Here is a 21,112-nt window from a genome sequence, read left to right on the forward strand (position 1 = left end):
CAATAAAGGGAAACTGGTTTCCACGGAAGTTATGGCAAATAATACATGGATAGAAACATTGGTATACCCCAGGGGGGCAAAAGAGGAATAGATTGGCCATAACCCTCTTTTTTTATATCCAATACTTTGAAATAAAAAGCAATGAAAAAATTAACGAAAAAAAATCTGCAACAACTGTGTGAGACAATGGTAATACTCAGTGAGGTTGAACAGCGAAATTATGTAGGGGCCGCGTTTTATTATTCTCCTGATGGTGAATTATTAGGACATTTGGGTAATAGTTATGAAATTAGAGTTGTTGATTCGGGTATTTTTTATTCTTTACAAGACAATAATGATGATGCCTGTTTATTTGGGAACAGTACATCATTGTACTATTCAGGTAGCGGAACACAAGTAAATATTATTAATTATATGGCCAGTGAGTTAGGCTTAAATAATATTTACGTTGGCGCACTTTACGATGGTTCGGGGAATGTCCTATACACATCAGGGGGAAGAACCACTCATAGTGTAACACAATATACATATCCGGATGGTTCTGTGTATTATGATCACCATTATAGCTATATCACCATAAACAACGTTTCCGATGTGTTTAAGGGAGGTAATTTTTATGATATGATGTGTGCTCTTATCCATGAACAGGATCATTACGACAATTATAATCCATACACGCATAATGAGATTGCTTCCGAGTTTTTTGCGTTTGGTTCCACGATTTACAATGAATATTTTGAATATGCTTCGCCTGAATTCAGGGAAAGCATTTACAGCCAGTACCGTTACTATGAAAGCTTGTATTATAATTTGTATTATTAAAAATCCAGACGCTATGTATAAAAGAATATTTTTACTCCTGTGTTTTTTTCTTTCATTTCAATTGTTTGCTCAAACAACTGAAATGAAAGCAGAGGTATTGTACGATGAATTTACACATAACCTTTTAAAAACATTTGATGTTTTGTATATTGCTGATAATCCCGATAAATACTTGATGAACAAGTCGCCTTTATCCCATTTCAATGGATACCGGAGAATTTACAGTGATACGGTAATTATCCATGGTAACTCTTTTAAGTTGTCATTTAATGCAGAGGGAGATGGTAAGAAGAAATATGAGGTCACACGAGTAATTGATCGTAGTGATACTTTTTTGCCATTTGGTTTACCATTTGGTTCCGCGGGGAATAGCGAGAAAGAGTATATGGCGACTTGGTTATTACTAAATACGCAATTATATTTATGTAGGGTACATTTTCCTTTTGAAGGAAAAAGAGATGATAAAATTGTGTATCCCCCGATGGAGAAATTTACCGGTAAACATTTTAACAGAAAAAATATCCCGGATATCGAGATCGGGGAATGGATTTATGGCCTTATGCCGGCCACCTGGTTTACCGACACGCTCTATGTGAAAAAAGCTAACTCTGAAAAAGAGCCTCTGTACCGTGAAGTTTGGCAAAGGAAACATTACCTAAGGATGATATTCAATAAAGGGAAACTGGTTTCCACGGAAGTTGTGGCAAATAAAACATGGATAGAAACATTAACATGGCCCCGTTCAGGAAAAGAAGAGTAGATGTGTGGCCATTTATTATATACCTGAATAGGGGGGGGAGAGAAAATATGAGAGAAGCTGGACATCTGATTAATAATAAGAATTAAAATACACACATGGTAATACCTAAAATAATTCACCAGACCTGGTCTGGGTTAGATGGATCCCTGCCTAAGTATTTGGAGACATTGGGTAAAACCTGGAAATATGACTACCCTGACTGGAAATATGAACTCTGGGATAACGATCGAATGAATAAATTTGTTGTAGATAACTATCCAGAATATTGGTTGAAGTACAACCAATTTAAATATAATATTCAGCGATGGGATATTATTAGATATTTAATCCTAAATAAAATTGGTGGAATGTATGTTGATTTTGACTACGAATCAGTAAAATCTCTGGATGAACTATTATATGATAAAACCTGTTTTTTTTCTCAAGAACCTGTTTCTCATTATAAGAATAGAGAAAATAAAATATTTACCTTTAATAATGCTTTAATGGGCTCTCTTCCCAATCACTTTTTCATGACTCGAACAATAAAAAGAATATTTTCCGATAATAATATTGAAAAACAATGTGAGAACAAAGCACAGACAGTATTTGAGACAACCGGACCTTATATATTGAATCAACTGTATGAAGAATTAACTGACAAAGAAAAAATAGAGATTTATTTAATTCCTCCTGAATTTGTAAGCCCTTTTAATTATCGTCAATCTTATAATTATAGAAAAGGTCTTATAGATTTAGCTTTGGAAGCTAGTTTTAAAGAAGCATATGCAATACATTATTTTTTAGGAACATGGCTTCCCAAATAAATTTAATTATGGATACCACCACAACAGGGATTTCGGTAATAATGCCAACTTATAATCAAGGAACTTTTATAAGAAGGGCTATATTAAGCTTGATTTATCAAACTTATAGGGATTGGGAACTGATTATTATTAATGATGGATGTACGGATAACACCACCTTATATCTTGAAGAGTTTTTAACAAATACTCAAATAAAATATATTGAAAATAAAAAGAATAAAGGCTTGGGATATGCTTTAAATCAAGGACTTGATAATGCTAAATATGAATACATTGCATATTTACCTTCTGATGACTATTATTTGAAAGATCATCTACAAATAATGATAAACAAAATAAAAGAAAATAGCAGTACAATTTTAGTATATAGCGGATTTTCTTTTCAGTCCCCTGATACAATGGTAAATTCATTTTATAAAGATACTGAATACACTCGAAAAGGTTATTGTTTGCAATTGGTGCAGACGGTGCATAAAAAAACAGAAGACAGATGGTTAGAGCGTAGTGAATGGGTGACGGAAGATTTGTTTGCTATGTTTTGGTCTAAATTATCAATGAAAGGAGCTTTTCTGCCAAGTAAAAAAATCTCTTGCTTTTGGACAGATCATCCAAGGCAAAGACATAAAATAATAAGTGAGAGTCATGGGGGAGGACTAAATTACTACAGGAGCTATTATTCTGTTGAGTCTCCTATCAGACTGAGAGTTTCAAGAGAAAAATTTATAGACGAGGAAAGTTTATATAAGGATTATAGATATACACCTAAAGTTAGTTCAGATAATGCACTCAAAATATTGTTAGTAGGAGAATTGGCTTATAACCCTGAAAGGATTTATGCTTTGGAAGAGGCTGGACACAAACTATATGGCTTATGGGTACAAAGGCCCAATTATAGTTTTAATACAGTCGGCCCCATTCCTTTTGGAAATATTGAAAATGTGCCTTTTGAAAATTGGGAAAAAAGAATTCATGAAATTAAGCCAGATATAATATATGCCCTTCTTAATTTCACCGCAGTTCCTTTAGCTTATGAGGTATTAAAGAAAACAAATGGAATCCCTTTTATTTGGCACTTTAAAGAAGGACCTTCTGTATGTTTAAAAAATGGGATATGGGAAGAACTGCTGTATCTATATACATTTGCTGATGGTAAAATATATATAAATGAGACGGCGCAGCAATGGTATGAACAGTTTATACCCATATCTCATCGGGGATTATCTTTTATTCTTGATGGAGATTTGCCGAAAAAAGAATGCTTCAAGGATCTGACCTCTCCTAAACTATCTGATTCAGACGGCAACATTCATACCTTAATTGCAGGAAGGGTTGTCGGGATTCATCCTGATATCTGGAAGACCTTTATAGAAAGAAGAATACATATACATGTTTATAATGAGAATTATTTGTCTGTTAGGCAGGCTTTTTTTACAGAAATGAAGAAACTTGCACCGAATAACTTTCATTTACATCCCCACTGTCCTCCGGACAATTGGATTTTAGAGTTCTCTAAATACGACGCTGCATGGTTACACTGTCTGAGTAGTTCAAATCAAAAGAACATACTACAAGCCTCATGGGATGATCTAAATATTCCGGCAAGAATGAATACATACGCTGCAGCAGGACTTCCTATGATTCTCCGAAATAATTCAGGACACACTATGGGTATTCAGAAAAAAGTTACAGAATTGAATATAGGGGTGTTTTATGAGAATTATGAAGATCTGGCGAATCAGTTATTAGATAAAGAGAAGATGAGAGATTTGCAACAAAATGTATGGAAAAACAGGGAATTATTTTGTTTCGACTATTATGTTCCTCAATTAATCTCTTTTTTCAGAAAGGTTATAAATAACAAAAAATGAAAACAATATTACAAAATATAGCGAATATATTAATGCTAAACGTCCACAATATTGACAGTCCTGGTATTCTTGAGGGGAAAATGGGGATAGTTATCTTTTTTTACCATTATGGAAGATATTCCCAAAATAATATATATTCGGAAATTGCTGATGAGTTATTGGACTCAGTTCTTGATAATGTACATAGACTTCCCGATCTAAGTTTTGATCAAGGGGCTATTGGGATTGCATGGGGAGTCAGGTATTTGATAAGAAATGAATTTATAGAAGGAAATCCTAAAGAGATATTATCAGATGTTGAGGACTTACTCCTCAAGAACTATAGGAATGATCTTCAGTCAAAGATTCCAATATCTGCGGTTGGATTATATATCCAATCGATGATTCAAGATGGATCAAATATTGATGAATATGAAAGATTTATAAACTGGGGGCTGAAGAAATATGAGCTTTATTTTCTCTGCCTATCTAACAATTCTAAATCAATATCATATATAAATTCATCTTTATTATTGTTGTCAACACTTGAAAAACATGCTAAGTATGAGACATGGGCTAAAAAGATTATCTTTAAGATTATATTGTATATTTCAAATATTGAATCATTCAATAATTTAGATGTTTATGACTTAACAATATTATACAAAATACTTGTCTCGTTACGTTCGTCTTCTGAAGAACAGAAAACAATTATCAATACACTAGAAACCTTTTGTTGCATAGAATGCAAAAATATTCCTATAGAACATTTATGGCAAAATATTTTATTTTTTCCTGCCGAGAAAATGTTTCTAAACCTGGATGATATCAATAAGTGTCTTGTTGATAATTATTCGTTTACCCCTGACTTGCAATCATTATCTCTTTATAAAGGATTAGCTGGTATAGGTTTAGCTTTAATGAAAAGTAACCATATATGAAATTTAAATACATTTGTGCTAATTTTTATAATAAAACCTCAATTGGATTTAATAGAAAAAGTTTTCTTACTTACTTTAATATAGATGTTTAATAATAAGCCTCCTAAAATAATTCATCAGATTTGGTCTGAAACTTATCGACCTTTGCCTCTAAAGTTCAAATTACTAAGTAAAACGTGGAAGTATCATTATCCTGATTGGGAATATATATTTTGGGATAATGAAAAAATGGATCACTTTATAAGTGAAAATTTCACACAGTATATGGATATGTATAAGCGATTTCCCTTTGATGTACAAAGATGGGATTCTATAAGATATTTGATATTATACAAAATGGGGGGAATGTATGTTGATTTCGATTATGAGTCTATTCGTCCTATGACTGAATTAATTTATCAAAAATCCTGCTGTTTCGCTCAAGAGCCTCAGATTCACTGCAAAATATTTAAAAAGAATATCATGTTTACGAATGCTCTGATGGTATGTATACCTGAACATCCTTTTATGAAAAAAATAATAGATAGTGTTTTTTCAGAAGAGACGATTAATCATAATGCTTCAATAAAAGAACTTTGTGTACTTAATACTACCGGACCTTGGAAATTAATTGATTTGTATGAATCTTTAAGCAAGAGCGAAAAAAAAGAAATTTATTTAATACCAGACCAATATGTTTCTCCATTTAATGGAGCACAAGCTAATCAGTTCCGTATCGGACAAATCAATGCAGAATTAGAAAAGTGTATTGATGAAGCTTATGCAATTCATTATTTCTTGGGAGAATGGGGAGAAAGGAAGGTTTTGAATCCATGAAGCATTAATGGAGAAGAAAGGACAGTATTACAATTTGATTTCTACGCAGATGCAGGCATAAATTCAATAAAACCTACAGGGAAGTTAGTGACTATTTAGTCCTTAATGAATTTTTAATCTGTAAATAGGGAGAGGATTAGGGCAAATATTTATATTTTTGCTTTTTATTTACTGCTAACAGTCCTTTCCGTCCATAATAGAGATAGGACGTTTCCGGTAAGTCACACAAGTAGCAGGGTAGATTTCCCTGTGAATACTTCACCAGGTAAAATCCTTATATAATAAAAATATAATTTGATTATTGATGATACAAATGAAGAAAATCCTTTTTATGTTGGCGGGAGCCATGTTATTATCCGCATGCGTGAATAACAAAGAGAAAAACGATATAGTACACTATTCCGGAAACCCGATCTTTGAAGGGTGGTATGCCGATCCCGAGGCGATTGTATATGACGACCAGTACTGGATCTTTCCAACCTATTCCGACTTGTATGAGAAACAGGTATTTTTCGACTGTTTCTCCTCTCCCGATCTGGTGAACTGGACAAAACATGAGAATATCCTCGACACGGCAGAGGTAAAATGGGCGAAGATAGCCATGTGGGCACCGGGAGTGATCGAGAAAGACGGGAAATATTATTTCTTCTTCGCAGCCAACGATATTCAGAAAGAGGACGAAACAGGAGGTATCGGCGTAGCGGTAAGCGACAGGCCGGAAGGTCCTTACAAAGACCTGCTCGGCAAACCCCTTATCAATAAGATCGTGAATGGTGCACAACCGATCGACCAGTTCGTTTACAAAGAAAACGACAGTACTTATTATATGTTTTACGGTGGCTGGAGGCATTGCAACGTGGTACTGCTCAATAATGATTTCACCGGGATCAGGCCATTCCCCGACGGAGAACTCTATAAGGAGGTAACTCCTCTGGATTATGTTGAGGGCCCCTTTATGTTCAAGAAAAACGGTAAATATTATTTTATGTGGTCGGAAGGAGGTTGGGGTGGCCCCGATTACAAGGTAGCCTATGCTATAGCCGATCATCCGTTAGGACCTTTTGAACGGATCGGCACCATCCTAGAGCAGGATCCTGAAATAGCTACAGGCGCAGGGCACCACTCTATAATCCATAACCCTAAAAGTGACGACTGGTATATCGTATACCACCGCCGACCAGAGCCGAATATTCATCGCGACCATCGGGTGACCTGTATTGACAAGATGGAGTTTGATGAAAACGGGTATATCAAACCGGTAGAGATGACTTTTGAAGGAGTGGCTGCCAACCCGCTCTGACCTGTTTTACCTGCCGGTTCACCCAAAATCAGGCTAACCCGTACCATTCGTACCCGATTAGTTGTGTTCGTCCCTGAGGCGTTGCATACTGGTCGGGTACGATTTATATTTGCAGATAATCATTATACTAAAAACACCTGCATTATGATTTATCTGCATCGTACATTCATTTTTTTATTTCTGTTGTTCTCTTCACTTTTTGTAGAGGCACAACAGATCACGGTCACGGGATCGGTCACCGATGAGCATGGGGAACCGCTTGTGGGCGTAACCGTACAAATAAAGGGCAGTACATCCGGTACGGTGACCGGCGCTGATGGGGATTTTTCACTGGCAGCTCCTGCCGACGGGGTAATACAATTCTCTTATATAGGATTTACTTCAGTAGAAAAGCCGGTGAGCAGAGAGTTCATGCAGGTGATGCTGAAAGAAGACCTTATCATGATGGATGAGGTGGTGGTCACCGCGCTGGGCATGAGGAAAGAAAAGAAAGCGTTGGCTTACTCCGTCACCGAATTGAAAGAAGATGCCTTCCTGGTAAAAAGCCCTGGTCTGGCGGACGGACTGGCGGGGAAAGTAGCCGGTATCAACGTGGTGAAACCCACTACCGGCGCTATGGGCTCGACCCGTATCGTCATCCGGGGTAATGGTTCATTCGGCAACAACCAACCGCTCTATATTGTAGACGGTATGCCGATCGACAACAGCAACTACGGACAACCCGGACTATGGGGTGGCGTGGACGGAGGCGATGGCATCTCGTCTCTTAACAGTGACGATATAGAAAGCATGACCGTGCTGAAAGGCGGTACGGCTGCGGCTCTTTACGGTTCCCGCGCTGCCAACGGGGCCATTGTCATCACGACTAAAAAGGGAAAGAAAGGGAGAACCTCCGTCGAGTTAACCAGTTCCTATACTTTAGATACTCCCATCGTCAGCTATTCCGACTTTCAGCAGGAATATGGCCATGGGCTGTCGGGTACCGTTCCCACAAGCGTCGAAATGGCGAAACTTAGCGGTCCCAGCAGTTGGGGCGGTCGCCTGGACGGCTCCAGCGTGATTCAGTTCGATGGGGTGGAGCGTCCCTATACCAATGTAGGGAAAAATAATATCCGCAATTTCTACAACAATGCCTGGGCACTGAATAATACCCTCTCCATATCGGGCGGCAGTGAAAATATCCAATACCGCGTTGCTTTCGGCGATCAGCGGTATAACGATCTTTATCCAAATTCAAAACTGGAACGTAACAACGGTTCCATCAACTTATCGGCACAATTAAGCCCCAGGATCACGATGCAGGCACATATGATGTATATGCGCGAACGGGTGCTGAACCGCCAGAATGTGAACGACTACTCAAGTAACGGTAATGTGCTACTCTGGACCCTGCCGCCAAGTATCGACGTACGTACACTTTCGCCGGCAGTGGATGCAAACGGCAACGAACTGCTTTTATCGGATATCTATGTTTATTTCGCCAATCCCTATTTCGTAGCTTACCACCGTCGCCAGCAAGATGCGAAAGACCGTCTCTTCGGCACCTTTTCGTTACAATACGACATCAACGACCAATGGTACCTGCGCGGACGGGCAGGAGGCGATATGATCTATCGTCGCCATGAATCGGTAACACCCAAAGGAACCGGCTACGATAAGGACGGATATATGGGTGCAGGTTCTTCATTCGGAGGCGAGATGAATATCGAAGGATTACTGGGATTCAATAATAATTTTAATGAAGAGTGGTCGTTACATGCTTTTGCGGGGTGGAACAGTATGATCACCTGGAACGAATCGGTAAGCGCCAGCGGAAGCCGATTCATTCAGCCCGATTTTCATGTGCTGGGCAATACACAAACAACCAGCGGAGGACAATGGCGCTCCGAAAACTATATCAATTCATTGTTTGGGCAAGCCGAGTTGTCGTACCGGAATATGCTGTACCTTACCCTTTCCGGAAGGAACGACTGGTTCTCCGCCCTCTCACTGAAAGGTAAAACCACGCCCAACAATATCTTTTACCCCTCGACCGGTTTGGGATTTATTGCCAGTGAGGCTTTCAATTTACCCTCTTTCATCTCGTTCTGGAAACTCAGGGGAGCCTGGTCGCAATCGGGTGGTGCAGTAGGTCCTTATAATCTTGCCCTCACTTATGGCTATGGCGAATCGATCAACGGTTATCCGACCGGACATGTAAACAGTTCAACTATTCCCAATCTCAACCTGAAACCGCTGACCTCGATATCCTATGAAGCGGGAACCGATATCCGCTTCTTTGACAACCGTATCGGACTCGATGCCACCTATTATATCAGGAATACCCGTGACGATATTGTTTCAGCACAGATCTCATCCGGTTCGGGATATAACAATGTGCTTATCAATGCAGGGAAGATAGAGAACAAGGGAGTTGAACTGTTACTGACGGGCACACCGGTCAGAACCAAAACATTCAGTTGGGATGCATCGCTCAATTTCTCGTATAACAAAAGTAAGATCGTGCATATCACCGATAATGTGAACAGCTTTATCGTGGCTACCAGCCGTACCGGAGCAGCAGGAGACGAAGGAAGTCCCGCCTTTATTTACCAGGAGGTGGGTGAACCCTACGGTATTATCAAAGGATATTCATTCCAACGGGATGAAAACGGCGAGATCATTTTCGACCGGAATGGTTATCCCCGCAAAGGAGAAATCAAAAAGTTGGGGGTTGGTGTTCATCCTTACACTGCAGGATTCAACAATTCCTTCACTTATCGGAACTTTCACCTCAACATGTTGATCGACGGTAAATTCGGTGGCAGCATGTTTTCCGGAACCAACGATATGGCCTATTTCCTGGGAACACACAAAGGCACTCTTCCGGGGAGAGAGGAAGGCGTTGTCGGCAAAGGTGTCAAATCGGACGGATCGCCTAATGACAAGAGCGTGCCGGCGATGGAATACTATATGTATCTTGCCAACAATATCTCGGAAGCTTTTGTATATGATGCCTCGTTCGTTAAATTAAGGGAAGTGTCGCTGGGATATTCGTTCCCCGAAACGATAAGCAGCAAACTCGGACTTTCGCAGCTCACCCTGTCGATTGTCGGACGAAATCTGGCTACACTTTACGACAAGATCCCGATGGTCGATCCCGAATCGGGATATTCGAGCGGAAATGCGCAAGGGTTAGAGCAATGGGGACTACCCGCTACCCGCAGTTGGGGATTTAACCTGAATGTGAAATTTTAATTAAGGGAAACAAATTATGAAACTATACAGAACTCTTTTCATTGCATTATCGTCTCTGTTTCTTCTCTCCTGCGACTTCGAAGAGAAGAACATCAATCCCAACAACAGCAGCACGATTGAACCGGGACCATTGCTGACTTACAGTCAATTTTACACCAGTAACGAAGGGCTTGCCAAAAGAACCCAGATCGGTTACTGCATGATGATGGTGCAACAGACCGCTTCGTTGGAGCGAGATGAAATGGCCGGAGATAAATATCTTGAAACGGAGATGCTGGGCGTATTCTTTACCGAGGTTTTCGCATCAAGCATCAAAAACGTCCAGGAACTGATCAACAGGACACAAGACGATGAGTCGTTGGTAAATACGTATGCTGTCGGTTTGATCTGGAAATCATACCTCTTTCACCGTATCACCGATCTGTACGGGGATATTCCCTATTCCGAAGCAGGGAACGGATATGTTACCCAAAATTTTTATCCCGGATATGACCCGCAAAAAGATATCTATACCGGTCTGGTTGCCGAAATTGAGAAAGGAATTTCTTTGCTGGATCATCAGAAACCCGGTATACAGGGCGATATTATTTATCAGGGAGATATCGACAAATGGAAACGGTTTGGCAACTCATTGTTGTTACGACTGGGGATGCGGATGGAAAAGGGTAATCCCGATTTGACCCGTTCAGTAGTCACGAAAGCGGTTCAGAATGGCGTGATGCAGGAAACCGGTGATATATGTATGGTACAACACTCGACAGCAAAACCGGCAACAGAAAACCCGGTAGGATCCGTATTCAAAAGCCATGGATTGGTAAACAGCGGGGCAGTAAAGATCAGCAGAACATTCATGAACCATCTACAGAAGACCAACGATCCCCGTATCAGGGTATATTGTGCGCTGCCTGATGGGAATAACGATCCTGCCGACCAGAAAGGGTTACCCAATGGTTATGACATTTTGAGCATATATGAAGGTGAACCGGGTTATACCTCACTCGCCGACTATTCAACGCTTAATCCGGCAACTCTTCTTCAACTTGACGCCCCGGCGATCCACATGACCTATGCCGAAGTGGAACTGCTGAAAGCGGAAGCGATCCTGAAAGGATGGATAAGCGGGAATGCCGGAGAGAGTTACCAAAAGGCCGTCCGCTCATCAATGGAACAACAGGCCTACTACGGGGCACAGGGAATTATAGAAGAAACGGAGATAGAGGAATACCTCAATCAGGATCTCTTTGGCAAAGCACCTACACTTGAGTCCAGGCTCAATGTATTGGGCAGTGAATTCTGGGTAGCCACTTTCCTGAATGGCTATGAAAGCTATGCCAACTGGCGGCGTACGGGATACCCGGTACTGTTTCCGGTTTCTTTCAGCGGAAGTCCCAACCAGGGCCGTATCCCACGTCGTTTCACCTATCCTACCGAAGAGTACAGCGTGAATCCCCAAAATGTGCAGGAAGCTGTTGAACGACAGGGAGCCGATGCTCTTTCCACACGTATATGGTGGGATAAGGAATAGCTACCGCTGAATACCGGAGAAAAGGTATGTCACACCGGAATAAGGATCAGGGAAAATCAAAAACACGAAATTTCAGACAAACAGATATGTATTCATCATCATTCAAATCCATCGTTATATTTACCATAGTAATAAGCTTTATCGGCTGCAGGCAAAACAGCTCCATTGACGGTTATCTCTCCATCGACAACGGGCGTTTTGTGGACAGCAAGGGACGTACCGTCATATTAAATGGCATCAATTACGTCACCAAACATCCGGAGCAATATTTTAAAAATGACAATGATGATGAGATCTTTCGTCAATTTCGCAACCAGGGGTTCAACTGTGTCCGCTTCGGCATGTCGTGGCGCGGCATAGAGCCGGAACCTGGGAAAATAAACGAAGCCTATCTGAAAGAGATCGACAAAAGGGTCAAACTGGCCGAAGAAAACGGTATATGGCTGATCCTCGATATGCATCAGGATCTCTATGGAGGCAAATACGGAAACGGCGCCCCCGACTGGGCAACCATAGACGATGGACTTCCGCACGACAGAGGTGATGTATGGAGTGATGCCTACCTGGTAAGCCCTGCCATTCACCGGGTATTCGATAACTTCTGGAAAAACACGCCGGCACCGGACGGTATAGGCATTCAGGATCACTATATCTTTGTCTGGAAAACCCTTGCCAAGCGTTATGCCAACTCACCTGCCGTGGCTGGATTCGATATTATGAACGAACCCTTTACAGGGTCGGAAAGCAGTGCCATCCTTGAAAAGTTACTGGGTACCTACGGTGAGATCGTGGCTGAGCAAACCGGGGAACCAGTCAAGTTGAATGATATGCTGGATATGTGGGGAGATGAACAATCGAGGACTGAAGCGCTCAAAACATTCGACAATAAAGCTCATTACCGCAGGATCACGGAAAGTGCTTATGAAGACCTGAAATCATTTGAACAAGGTGCTTTAAGCCAATTCTATCAGCGGGTGCGCGATGCTATCCGCGAGGTAAACAAACAGCATATCATTTTTCTTGAACATTCTTACTTCTCCAATCTGGGAGTGAAAAGCAGCTTCCTGGTGCCGACCGACAAGCAGGGAAATCCCGATCCTCTTATCGCTTATGCTCCGCATGGTTACGATCTTGTCACCGATACCGATGCGGCTGACTCACCCGGTTACCAACGCGTGGAGCACATCTTTGAGCAAATTTTCGAAGCAGGAAAAGAAAAACAGATACCGGTAGTTGTAGGCGAATGGGGGGCCTTCTACATGGGAAGAGACTACCGCCAACCGGCCGAACATCTGATCGGTATCTTCGAACAGGCACAGGCAGGGCAAACCTACTGGGCTTACTGGGACAATATCGATACACAGGATTATTTTCCTACTCTCTCCCGTCACTACCCGATGCGCGTAAACGGGCAATTACTTCATTACAGGAACCACTTCCACGAAAACCTCTTCGAATGTGAATGGCAGGAAGAGGATGAATCTAAAATACCGACCCGTATTTTTATTCCGGATCTGGAAAAAGTGAAAGAGCAAATCAAACTCCACCCCGTTTCAGACATTACCTTCCACCCGTTAGAAGGAAGTCCCGCAGGATATATGGATATCGAGGTAACGGGAGAAACCAGAAAACTGGTTATTGCTTACTGATCCCGTTCCCCTCCATACTTCACTATACTTAATTTCGTTTTTCAAAAAAAATGCTTATTTTTGTGAGAAAAGAAAAACGGAAATGATCACGTGAAAGCACTTCGTCATATAGCAAAACAGGCATGTCAACCTTTTCGATTGCTTGCAACACTCAAACAACGCATGGTGTTCGCAAGCGGCATGTTTGTCTTTAGCCTTCTTTTTCTATTGTTATTTATTCCGTTTAATATAACCGAATGGATCGTCTACACCTCTCCCTTTAAAGTGTTGCAACTACCGGGATTAGGGGTTATTGTCGGCATTCTTATTTATATCTCCCAGCTTCTCCAATATTTCTTATTCCGAAACAAACAACTCAAAGTATATCATATACTTATAGGATTCTTTATCGATACTGTTATGATAAGTATCCCCTTAAGTATATTGTATTCCATACCGGCAAACAGTTTTTGGATCGAATTCAGGCAAACAATGGCTATTGTTGTGCCACTGGCATTATTATGGTACATACTGGGAATCAGCCTGATGACTTTGTGGAATAATTATTACAACAAAGAAATTTCCATATCCCGACAGGAAGACCTAAAACCAACCATACAAGTCGACCGTATCAATATCAAAGATGGAAACGGTCAGTTGCGATTATCGCTGCGTCCCGAAGATCTGATCTATTTTGAATCCGCCGACAATTATGTAATTGTCTTTTTCCGGAAAAATCAACGTATCAGCCGGGAAGTAGTAAGGAATTCGTTGAAGAATATAGAAACCGACCTGAACGCATACAATTGTGTAAGATGTCATCGCTCTTTTATTGTGAACATAGCCAATGTGACAGCAATCAAGAAAAAAGGGCGTTCCTACATCATTGAACTGGATGGTATTGATAGCCCCATTCCTATTTCGAGAGGCTATGTAAAGATCGTCAATGACCTCCTTAACCCCTGACCGTTTACCCATTCGTCTCATTTATCCCCGTATAAGTCTTTATACCCCTGAAAACAGTTTTTATCCATAGCTATCCTTAATTTTGCTCCAAGCGAATATATTATTTAAATTTTAAGATCTATGAAGAAATTACTGTTTTCAATGTCGCTGCTTGTTATCCTGGCAGCTTGTGGTAAGGAAGAGCCGCCTATACCGGCACTTCAGGTATCTCCCGGTCAGATAGAGATGGAATCCGCGGGTGGAGATAAAGATGTAACCGTTACGGCCAATATCAACTGGACGGCATCGTCCGGAGCGAGTGACTGGTGTACCGTGAGTCCGGCATCGGGATCGAATAACGGCAGCTTTAAAGTGACAGTAAAACCGAATACTACACTTAGCGCCCGTGAAACCGAGATTACCGTGAAAGGTGAAAACCTCGAGAAAAAGATCACGGTTACCCAGGATGCTGCCTCAAAAGAAGAATTGCTTTCGGGCTCCACATGGGAGATGACAAGACAGGGAAGCGGCATTTCCGATTATGACGATCTGGTGGGTACGACTATCGAGTTTAAAGCCGATAAAAAAGCGGTTGCCACCCTTCATCTTGATCTTGGAGATCTTGGAACGATAGAGAAAATTGAAGGAACCTGGAGATTGGACGGTGAAACCTTTATTATTGAAGGAGATATTATTCCTGGGCTATCTGCAAAACTCACCTTTGAAATCAAACAGATGACGGAATTGGTGATGGAATGCCAGATGAATACTCCCGATCTGCCGGGGATGCTTCCTACCGACGGAATCCCTGTGGTATTTAAAAAGAAATAACCGGATAATGAATATCCGGATATCAATTTGTCAATAAGAAACGGATGATGACCCGGGGTGTGGATGAATTCCGCACTCCGGTTTTTTGTAATGTAATACCCTAAAATAGATTATCCCGTTCATTAAAAAATTCCAGCCAGGATGCTCCCGGATTGTGACCGTCCTCTCCTTCCGGTTTATCTAAAACTCTGTTAACCTAAGGAATAAACAGATTTTTAAGGCCTTTTAAACCTTTTATGCCTTTATTTGTTCTAATGGCAAACCAAAGCCGATTAAACAATAAAGCATCTCCTCCACGATGAGGTTTTGCTCAATGAGTTCATCGACTTTCAATATCAAATTAAACCAAAATTATAATTATGAAGGTTACTTTTTTAACAAAACAGCTACCTGTTTTATTATTCATTGTACTCTTTTCTGCTGCCTGCGGAAGTAAAAAAACAGGATCTATGAGCAATGTAGCACCAGCACAGACATTAGACGGATATCAGGCACATGCATTGTCCGTCGTCTCCCCGAAACAGGGATCCTTTGACCAGCCGGTAAAGATTGAGATCGTTCCCGGAAAAACAATGGAAGTAGATTGTAATCACCACTCTCTGATGGGTGAATTTACAGAAAAATCATTAAGTGATGGCAATAGTTACTATGTTTTTGAGTCGAACGGACAAGCAACATCTACCTTGATGGCTTGCCCTGATAATACCAAACGTATGGAATTCGTGCAGGGACAGAGTATCTTTATTGACAACATCAATGCTATTCCACCCGTCGTATTTACTTCGGAGGGAATAGAGATAAAACAACGGAATTGGAATTCCTCCACTCCTTATGCAATAGAAAAGGAGTTCAACCATACCGTTGAAACGGAAGCGACCAGCGCACTCAAGGCATATCCCGAATCATTGGAAGGATACGACCGTTATGTGCTGTTCCTGCCTGAAATAAAAAATTCGCAGAAAGAGCGTAAGGTGGAAATTATTCCCGGTGTAACAACAGAGGTCGACTGCAATAAGCACGGATTGACCGGAACTTTCGTTGAAAAAAATGTCGATGGATGGGGTTACAGTTACCTTATCTTTAATTCGGATGGAGGTGTAGTTTCCACACTGATGGCCTGTCCCGATGATACCCGCCGCACAGAACTGGTTACCGGAGCTACTCACCTGATGAACTACAACAGCCGCCTGCCAGTAGTGGTATTCATCCCGAAAAAAGATAATTTCTCCGTACAGTACAGAGTCTGGGAAGCTGGTGAACTGAAATAATCACAATAGATCTGCCACAAAAAATTTCCCCGGGGAGTTGTTCAAAGTGATGAACAATTCTTCGGGGATTTTTTACAATCATAGTCATATTAAAATACTATCGATACCAACTCTACACTCACGGCCTATCCCGACCGGTCTACAAGGTCAAACAAAGCCAAAATGAAAGGATATCACTTCTGATAAAAACGGATCCAGTCTATGTATATATCGACGGGGAGTTGTTCGATATCATATGTTCCAACCCAGCTTCCTCCTACCTGATTACTGATCAGGATATAAAAATCATCCTTAAAAGGAAACTGTTCCTCACCGAGTTCTTCTACCCTGGGATAACATAAAGTCAGCTCATCGTTAATGAAGAATCGCAGACTGTCGGGGTAGAGTTCCACCGCATAGACATTGTAATCATTCCGGCGAACAGGGTGCGTAACAGTGCGCTGAGGCCCCTCATTCCCCGCCAGGGTAAAGGGTGTGTGGATAGTCTGATAGGCAATAGAATCGAAATTCAGGTGTTCTACCACGTCTATCTCACCGCCTTCGGGCCATGGCCTACCCTCCGGCATCATCCAGATGGCCGGCCATGCACCTTGTGCTTCTTCAAACTTAGCACGGAACTCCACTCTCCCGTCCCGGAAAGCTTTCTTTCCTTTTGTCCAGACACCTCCGGTGAGCACTTTTGCCGTATCGTCGGGTAGTATAGTATTCGGGATTCCCCTCAATACAAGGTTACCGTCCTGAAATGCAAAGCAGGAATCGGAATCGGACATAAACTTATTCCAGTCGGAACCTCCTCTCGGAATTTTGGACCACCACAGGTCAGCCTCGGAAAGATCTCCGTAGTCGAAGTTCTCCTCCCAGACTAACCGCCACTCTTTCTTCGCCCCATTACAGGAACAGAGAAAAAAGAGAGCAGAGATCAAAGAGATAAAAAAGAATACTTTCTTCATCATGACTGTTTAATTCAGCATTTTCTTGGCATCGTTCAACTTTTCCTGCCAGTCGGAAGACGGCTCCAGTGTATTAAAATACTCGATAGCCTCTTCCAGGTGATTCAATTTTGCCAGTGATTCAGGCGTATTCTCTTCGGTGTATTTTTTGCGCAACACCCGGATCTTTTCCGCATCCTGAATTCCTTCCACCAGGCGTTCGAAACGGATAGAGCTACGGGCATCGGGATAAACCATATAGGTATCTCCGGCCGGCCATGTCCTGAAACGCGAATCGGTGAGCGGATTTTCAACCCATGAGTTGTAGGCCCAACGCAGGAAACCATCGAAATCGGCAGCTACGGCATGCCATGCAGCATAGACAGATTCTGCCGGAGCGGAGAAGGTAAACATATTGGGAAACTTATCGGAACAGCATACATAATAGGTGGTGATCAGCCCTTTGGCTCTTCGTGCGGCAATCTCTTCTTTGGTTACCTTGTTACCGGCCCCAACACAAATATCCTTTATCCACGGGTAGTCCCTGTAGCTCTTATGATTGTCGGCCAAAGAAACGCCCAGTTCGGGAGCCGCGCTCTCTAAGACCCTCAACGCCGCCTGCATATCTGCCGGTGCACGCTCATCCATGGCTATATTGGTTATCTCCAACCATCCTTTTTCGCGTAAGTGACGGGTAAAATCTTTCAGAAAGACAGTCCACATCTCCACATATTCTTTCGACTGGGCTTTTAACTCTACGGTAACCACTTCCCCTTTCTCCTCATCGTTATAATGGAGTTGATTATTCCAGGTGAGCAAAGAGTAGCAATTGATCATCTTGTCGATACCCAGGCCCATCATATACTCTACCCATTTATCGAAGATGGTATAGTCGAAAGTCCAGCTCCGGTCTTTATTTTTCGTCCAGACGATCATGTCGGCATATGCATCATAACACTGATTATTCCACGGATCCATATTCAGGGTAGCAGTGATCACTTTTTGTCCCGCATCGGCCAGCATCTTCATCAATGGTTTCATTTTCTCGAAATGGGCATCGCTCCACACTTCCAGGTTATGCACCCTTGCCACGGCCGAAGGATGTTGCCACAGGTCAAGATGATAGAGCCACTCCGACGGTTCGGGCAGCACCTGATCCACCACATTCAATGCTATTTCAAAATCCTCCACCTTACTTCCTCCTGCATACAGGTTCAGGTTACTCTTATAGTCTCCGGCAACAGCGTCGGTGGGAATAGCGAAAGTCAGCCAGACCGGCCTGACACTCTTTGCTTCTACATTAAAGCACTCCAGGTTATCCAACATATCAGCAACCAGTGACGACGGAAAATCTTCAGGCTTGCGGTATCCGCAACCGGGGCCGAACTCATCGGTCATCACGTAACGGACAAACCTTGCCTGTGCGACAGATGCCGGCAATTTATTGCCCTGCCCCTCAAAGTCGGTGAATTCCAGTTCTACCTGATCAACATCGGCAGCAGACCATAAAAGAAGTTGAGCCGACAGCTTTTCTCCTTTCCAACCGGTAACAGCTACACTCTTATTGAGGGATACCTGAGGGGTTACCGATTTGGGCAGTTTATCATCGATCGAGATAAATGAGGCCTGTAAACCTCCAGCCACATTCGTCCAGTCGGATAAGGTATCGTTTGTAGGATCCTGCATCTCTTCAAAAGTGAGACACTCTTTTTTAGGTCGTTTGCTTTCGCATGAGATAAGAGTCAAAACAGGGAATCCTATCAGTATGCATAAAGTTAACCTTACAATGGTTGATAAAATGTTCATATATAATAAGATAATAGATATGTTATATATTTTAATATATTAATATATCATCCCTTAATCCGGATTAATAATTAAGGTTGGTTAGACTATTTCACTCTTTTTCGTTCTCCAACACAAAAAAATCAATCACCGCAGGCGCTTCGGTTTCACCTATATGGATCAGTCCGGGGCGGGCGACTCTGTCCCATCGCACCAGAAATGCAACATCGAGAGGGGCATCATTCACCTGTACCCAGGACTTACCATCTTCGCTGTAGGAGAATGTAAGGAAACATCCTCTCTCTACATCGATCTTTAAATGAGGAGTTGCTTTATCAGAGAGAGTCCGGAAAAGAACAGACGGGTCACCATCTCTCACCGATCTCACCTCGATACTATTAGCTGCAATACCAATGGTTACCAGATTCTTATCATCGCCATACATAGTTAACCCTTTAAAACTATCATTGATATTATTGATCTTTGTCTGGTAGCTATAGTACGTTGTTTGCGGGCGCAGACAAAGCACTGTTCCATATTCATTCCCGGCTATCTGACTTCCCGTCAGTAACAGTTCTCCGTCTTTCAGCCTCACATCTATGTCTGCGAAAGGATAGTTCCATGTCCAGTCGACTCTCAGTGCTTTCCCTGAAAAATTATCCTTAAAATCGGACACCTTTTTCTGCACGGAACCTTCAAACGGAACAGGCTGTCTATTCACGGCCTGCTTTCCGGTTTTAAAGCGAACCCAACCGTCATCTGTCATTTTCAACTCATGCAAAACAGGTTGTCTCCCTAAGAAAAATGCATCGCCCGTCTGGTATCCGTGACTCAGATAGAAATACCGCCCATCGGGTGTAGCCACCGCAGTTCCATGTCCAACGGAAATATAATCTCCTTCCCCTCCCGAGAGAATAGGATTCCCCTCGTACTTTTCATAAGGCCCTCTAAAGTGTTTGGAACGGGCAATCCGCACGTCATAATCGCTCGAAGGGCCGCAACAACTCTTCGCCGAATAGAGGATGTAATAGTAATCACCCTGTTTAAAGTGATGTTGTCCTTCCATGCCAATCCCTTCATCATCCTTTAGCAGTGAAAACGGTTCCCCCTCCAGTCGTAATCCGTCAGTAGACAACCGGCTTCCCAGCAACTCTATGGGGCGCTGGTCAAGACCGTACGCCTTCCATGTGAGATATAGTTGTCCATTATCATTGAATACAAATGCATCGATAGCTTCGGTACCCAATTCCACGATAGGTCCATGATCCCTGAACCGGAGAGAAGTACCTTCTGCCGAGGCCACACCGATATAGGTGACATTGTCTGATTTTCGCCGGGCAGAATAATAACAATACATAATCCCATTATGATAATACAGCTCCGGAGCCCAAAACGAATGGGAAGTCCATTCCGGCTTCTCATCAAAAATGTGCCCGGTCTGTTCCCAATTGATCAAATCCGTCGATGTAAATACCGGGTAAAAGGGAGCCCATTCAGATGATGTTGCCACCGCGTAATAGATATCTCCTACCCTGATAATGGAAGGATCGGCCATATCGCCGCGAATAACGGGATTGTCAAAAAAAGAACTTTCCTGAGGAATTGAATGGAATGTTACGAGAAAGAAAAGGACGAAAAGAATTGTTTGTTTCATTATGACTTTTTTTCTACC

At 42.0% G+C, this 21,112-nt stretch carries 16 protein-coding genes; 13 read left to right on the plus strand and 3 right to left on the minus strand.

Annotation, left to right across the window (positions count from 1 at the left end; all coding sequences use genetic code 11):
• Window positions 1–141 precede the first annotated feature (141 nt).
• The 13 genes from F597_RS0102190 to F597_RS21455 all read left to right on the plus strand — a co-directional run bounded on the left by F597_RS0102190 (window position 142) and on the right by F597_RS21455 (window position 16,726).
• A complete protein-coding gene (locus F597_RS0102190; RefSeq protein WP_019538069.1) occupies window positions 142–822 on the plus strand; it encodes a hypothetical protein in 681 nt (226 codons plus the stop codon).
• Between the two features lie 82 nt (window positions 823–904).
• Window positions 905–1,582: a hypothetical protein gene (locus F597_RS0102195; RefSeq protein WP_026327031.1), complete on the plus strand. Its 678-nt coding sequence runs from the start codon at window positions 905–907 to the stop codon at window positions 1,580–1,582.
• A 95-nt stretch (window positions 1,583–1,677) separates the two neighbouring features.
• Window positions 1,678–2,388 (plus strand): glycosyltransferase family 32 protein, encoded by a 711-nt coding sequence (locus F597_RS19975; RefSeq protein WP_019538071.1) that lies wholly within the window; start codon window positions 1,678–1,680, stop codon window positions 2,386–2,388.
• Between the two features lie 8 nt (window positions 2,389–2,396).
• A complete protein-coding gene (locus tag F597_RS0102205) occupies window positions 2,397–4,256 on the plus strand; it encodes a glycosyltransferase family 2 protein (RefSeq protein ID WP_139224238.1) in 1,860 nt (619 codons plus the stop codon).
• A complete protein-coding gene (locus tag F597_RS21445; RefSeq protein WP_019538073.1) occupies window positions 4,253–5,176 on the plus strand; it encodes a lanthionine synthetase LanC family protein in 924 nt (307 codons plus the stop codon). Before F597_RS0102205 ends, F597_RS21445 begins: the two co-directional genes overlap by 4 nt.
• An 84-nt stretch (window positions 5,177–5,260) precedes the next feature.
• A complete protein-coding gene (locus F597_RS0102215; protein ID WP_019538074.1) occupies window positions 5,261–5,992 on the plus strand; it encodes a glycosyltransferase family 32 protein in 732 nt (243 codons plus the stop codon).
• 346 nt (window positions 5,993–6,338) lie between these two features.
• Window positions 6,339–7,292: a glycoside hydrolase family 43 protein gene (locus F597_RS0102220; protein WP_425413887.1), complete on the plus strand. Its 954-nt coding sequence runs from the start codon at window positions 6,339–6,341 to the stop codon at window positions 7,290–7,292.
• Window positions 7,293–7,436: 144 nt separating this feature from the next.
• Window positions 7,437–10,529, plus strand: a complete 3,093-nt coding sequence (locus tag F597_RS0102225) for a SusC/RagA family TonB-linked outer membrane protein (RefSeq protein ID WP_019538076.1) — start codon at window positions 7,437–7,439, stop codon at window positions 10,527–10,529.
• Window positions 10,530–10,545: 16 nt separating this feature from the next.
• Window positions 10,546–12,054 carry a SusD/RagB family nutrient-binding outer membrane lipoprotein gene (locus tag F597_RS0102230; RefSeq protein WP_019538077.1) on the plus strand — a complete coding sequence of 503 codons (1,509 nt, stop codon included), beginning with the start codon at window positions 10,546–10,548 and terminating at the stop codon, window positions 12,052–12,054.
• A 26-nt stretch (window positions 12,055–12,080) separates the two neighbouring features.
• The gene (locus F597_RS0102235) at window positions 12,081–13,703 is read left to right on the plus strand and encodes a glycoside hydrolase family 5 protein (protein ID WP_019538078.1); all 1,623 of its coding nucleotides are present in this window, start codon (window positions 12,081–12,083) and stop codon (window positions 13,701–13,703) included.
• Between the two features lie 90 nt (window positions 13,704–13,793).
• Complete coding sequence (locus F597_RS21450) at window positions 13,794–14,648, plus strand: LytR/AlgR family response regulator transcription factor (RefSeq protein ID WP_157278913.1); 855 nt, start codon at window positions 13,794–13,796, stop codon at window positions 14,646–14,648.
• Window positions 14,649–14,768: 120 nt separating this feature from the next.
• Entirely contained in the window at window positions 14,769–15,458 is a 690-nt protein-coding gene (locus F597_RS0102245) for a BACON domain-containing protein (protein ID WP_081624308.1), read from the plus strand.
• 449 nt (window positions 15,459–15,907) lie between these two features.
• On the plus strand, window positions 15,908–16,726 hold the full coding sequence (locus F597_RS21455) for an ecotin family protein (protein ID WP_019538081.1): 819 nt from the start codon (window positions 15,908–15,910) through the stop codon (window positions 16,724–16,726).
• A 173-nt stretch (window positions 16,727–16,899) separates the two neighbouring features.
• Here F597_RS21455 and F597_RS0102255 read toward each other — a convergent pair whose 3' ends face one another.
• The 3 genes from F597_RS0102255 to F597_RS0102265 all read right to left on the minus strand — a co-directional run bounded on the left by F597_RS0102255 (window position 16,900) and on the right by F597_RS0102265 (window position 21,094).
• Entirely contained in the window at window positions 16,900–17,679 is a 780-nt protein-coding gene (locus tag F597_RS0102255) for a glycoside hydrolase family 16 protein (RefSeq protein ID WP_019538082.1), read from the minus strand.
• A gap of 6 nt (window positions 17,680–17,685) precedes the next feature.
• Window positions 17,686–19,461, minus strand: a complete 1,776-nt coding sequence (locus F597_RS0102260; RefSeq protein WP_044059985.1) for a DUF4091 domain-containing protein — start codon at window positions 19,459–19,461, stop codon at window positions 17,686–17,688.
• Window positions 19,462–19,552: 91 nt separating this feature from the next.
• Window positions 19,553–21,094, minus strand: coding sequence for a family 43 glycosylhydrolase (locus tag F597_RS0102265; RefSeq protein WP_019538084.1), 1,542 nt, complete (start codon window positions 21,092–21,094; stop codon window positions 19,553–19,555).
• Window positions 21,095–21,112: the final 18 nt, after the last annotated feature.

The sequence above is a fragment of the Proteiniphilum acetatigenes DSM 18083 genome, from assembly GCF_000380985.1.
In the GTDB taxonomy this organism is placed as follows: Bacteria; Bacteroidota; Bacteroidia; order Bacteroidales; family Dysgonomonadaceae; genus Proteiniphilum; species Proteiniphilum acetatigenes.

Coding starts and splice junctions, on each gene's coding strand:
- F597_RS0102190 (WP_019538069.1), top strand. CDS start 142: ATGAAAAAATTAACGAAAAAAAATCTGCAACAACTGTGTGAGACAATG.
- F597_RS0102195 (WP_026327031.1), top strand. CDS start 905: ATGAAAGCAGAGGTATTGTACGATGAATTTACACATAACCTTTTAAAA.
- F597_RS19975 (WP_019538071.1), top strand. CDS start 1,678: ATGGTAATACCTAAAATAATTCACCAGACCTGGTCTGGGTTAGATGGA.
- F597_RS0102205 (WP_139224238.1), top strand. CDS start 2,397: ATGGATACCACCACAACAGGGATTTCGGTAATAATGCCAACTTATAAT.
- F597_RS21445 (WP_019538073.1), top strand. CDS start 4,253: ATGAAAACAATATTACAAAATATAGCGAATATATTAATGCTAAACGTC.
- F597_RS0102215 (WP_019538074.1), top strand. CDS start 5,261: ATGTTTAATAATAAGCCTCCTAAAATAATTCATCAGATTTGGTCTGAA.
- F597_RS0102220 (WP_425413887.1), top strand. CDS start 6,339: ATGTTATTATCCGCATGCGTGAATAACAAAGAGAAAAACGATATAGTA.
- F597_RS0102225 (WP_019538076.1), top strand. CDS start 7,437: ATGATTTATCTGCATCGTACATTCATTTTTTTATTTCTGTTGTTCTCT.
- F597_RS0102230 (WP_019538077.1), top strand. CDS start 10,546: ATGAAACTATACAGAACTCTTTTCATTGCATTATCGTCTCTGTTTCTT.
- F597_RS0102235 (WP_019538078.1), top strand. CDS start 12,081: ATGTCACACCGGAATAAGGATCAGGGAAAATCAAAAACACGAAATTTC.
- F597_RS0102245 (WP_081624308.1), top strand. CDS start 14,769: ATGAAGAAATTACTGTTTTCAATGTCGCTGCTTGTTATCCTGGCAGCT.
- F597_RS21455 (WP_019538081.1), top strand. CDS start 15,908: ATGAGCAATGTAGCACCAGCACAGACATTAGACGGATATCAGGCACAT.
- F597_RS0102255 (WP_019538082.1), bottom strand. CDS start 17,679: ATGATGAAGAAAGTATTCTTTTTTATCTCTTTGATCTCTGCTCTCTTT.
- F597_RS0102260 (WP_044059985.1), bottom strand. CDS start 19,461: ATGAACATTTTATCAACCATTGTAAGGTTAACTTTATGCATACTGATA.
- F597_RS0102265 (WP_019538084.1), bottom strand. CDS start 21,094: ATGAAACAAACAATTCTTTTCGTCCTTTTCTTTCTCGTAACATTCCAT.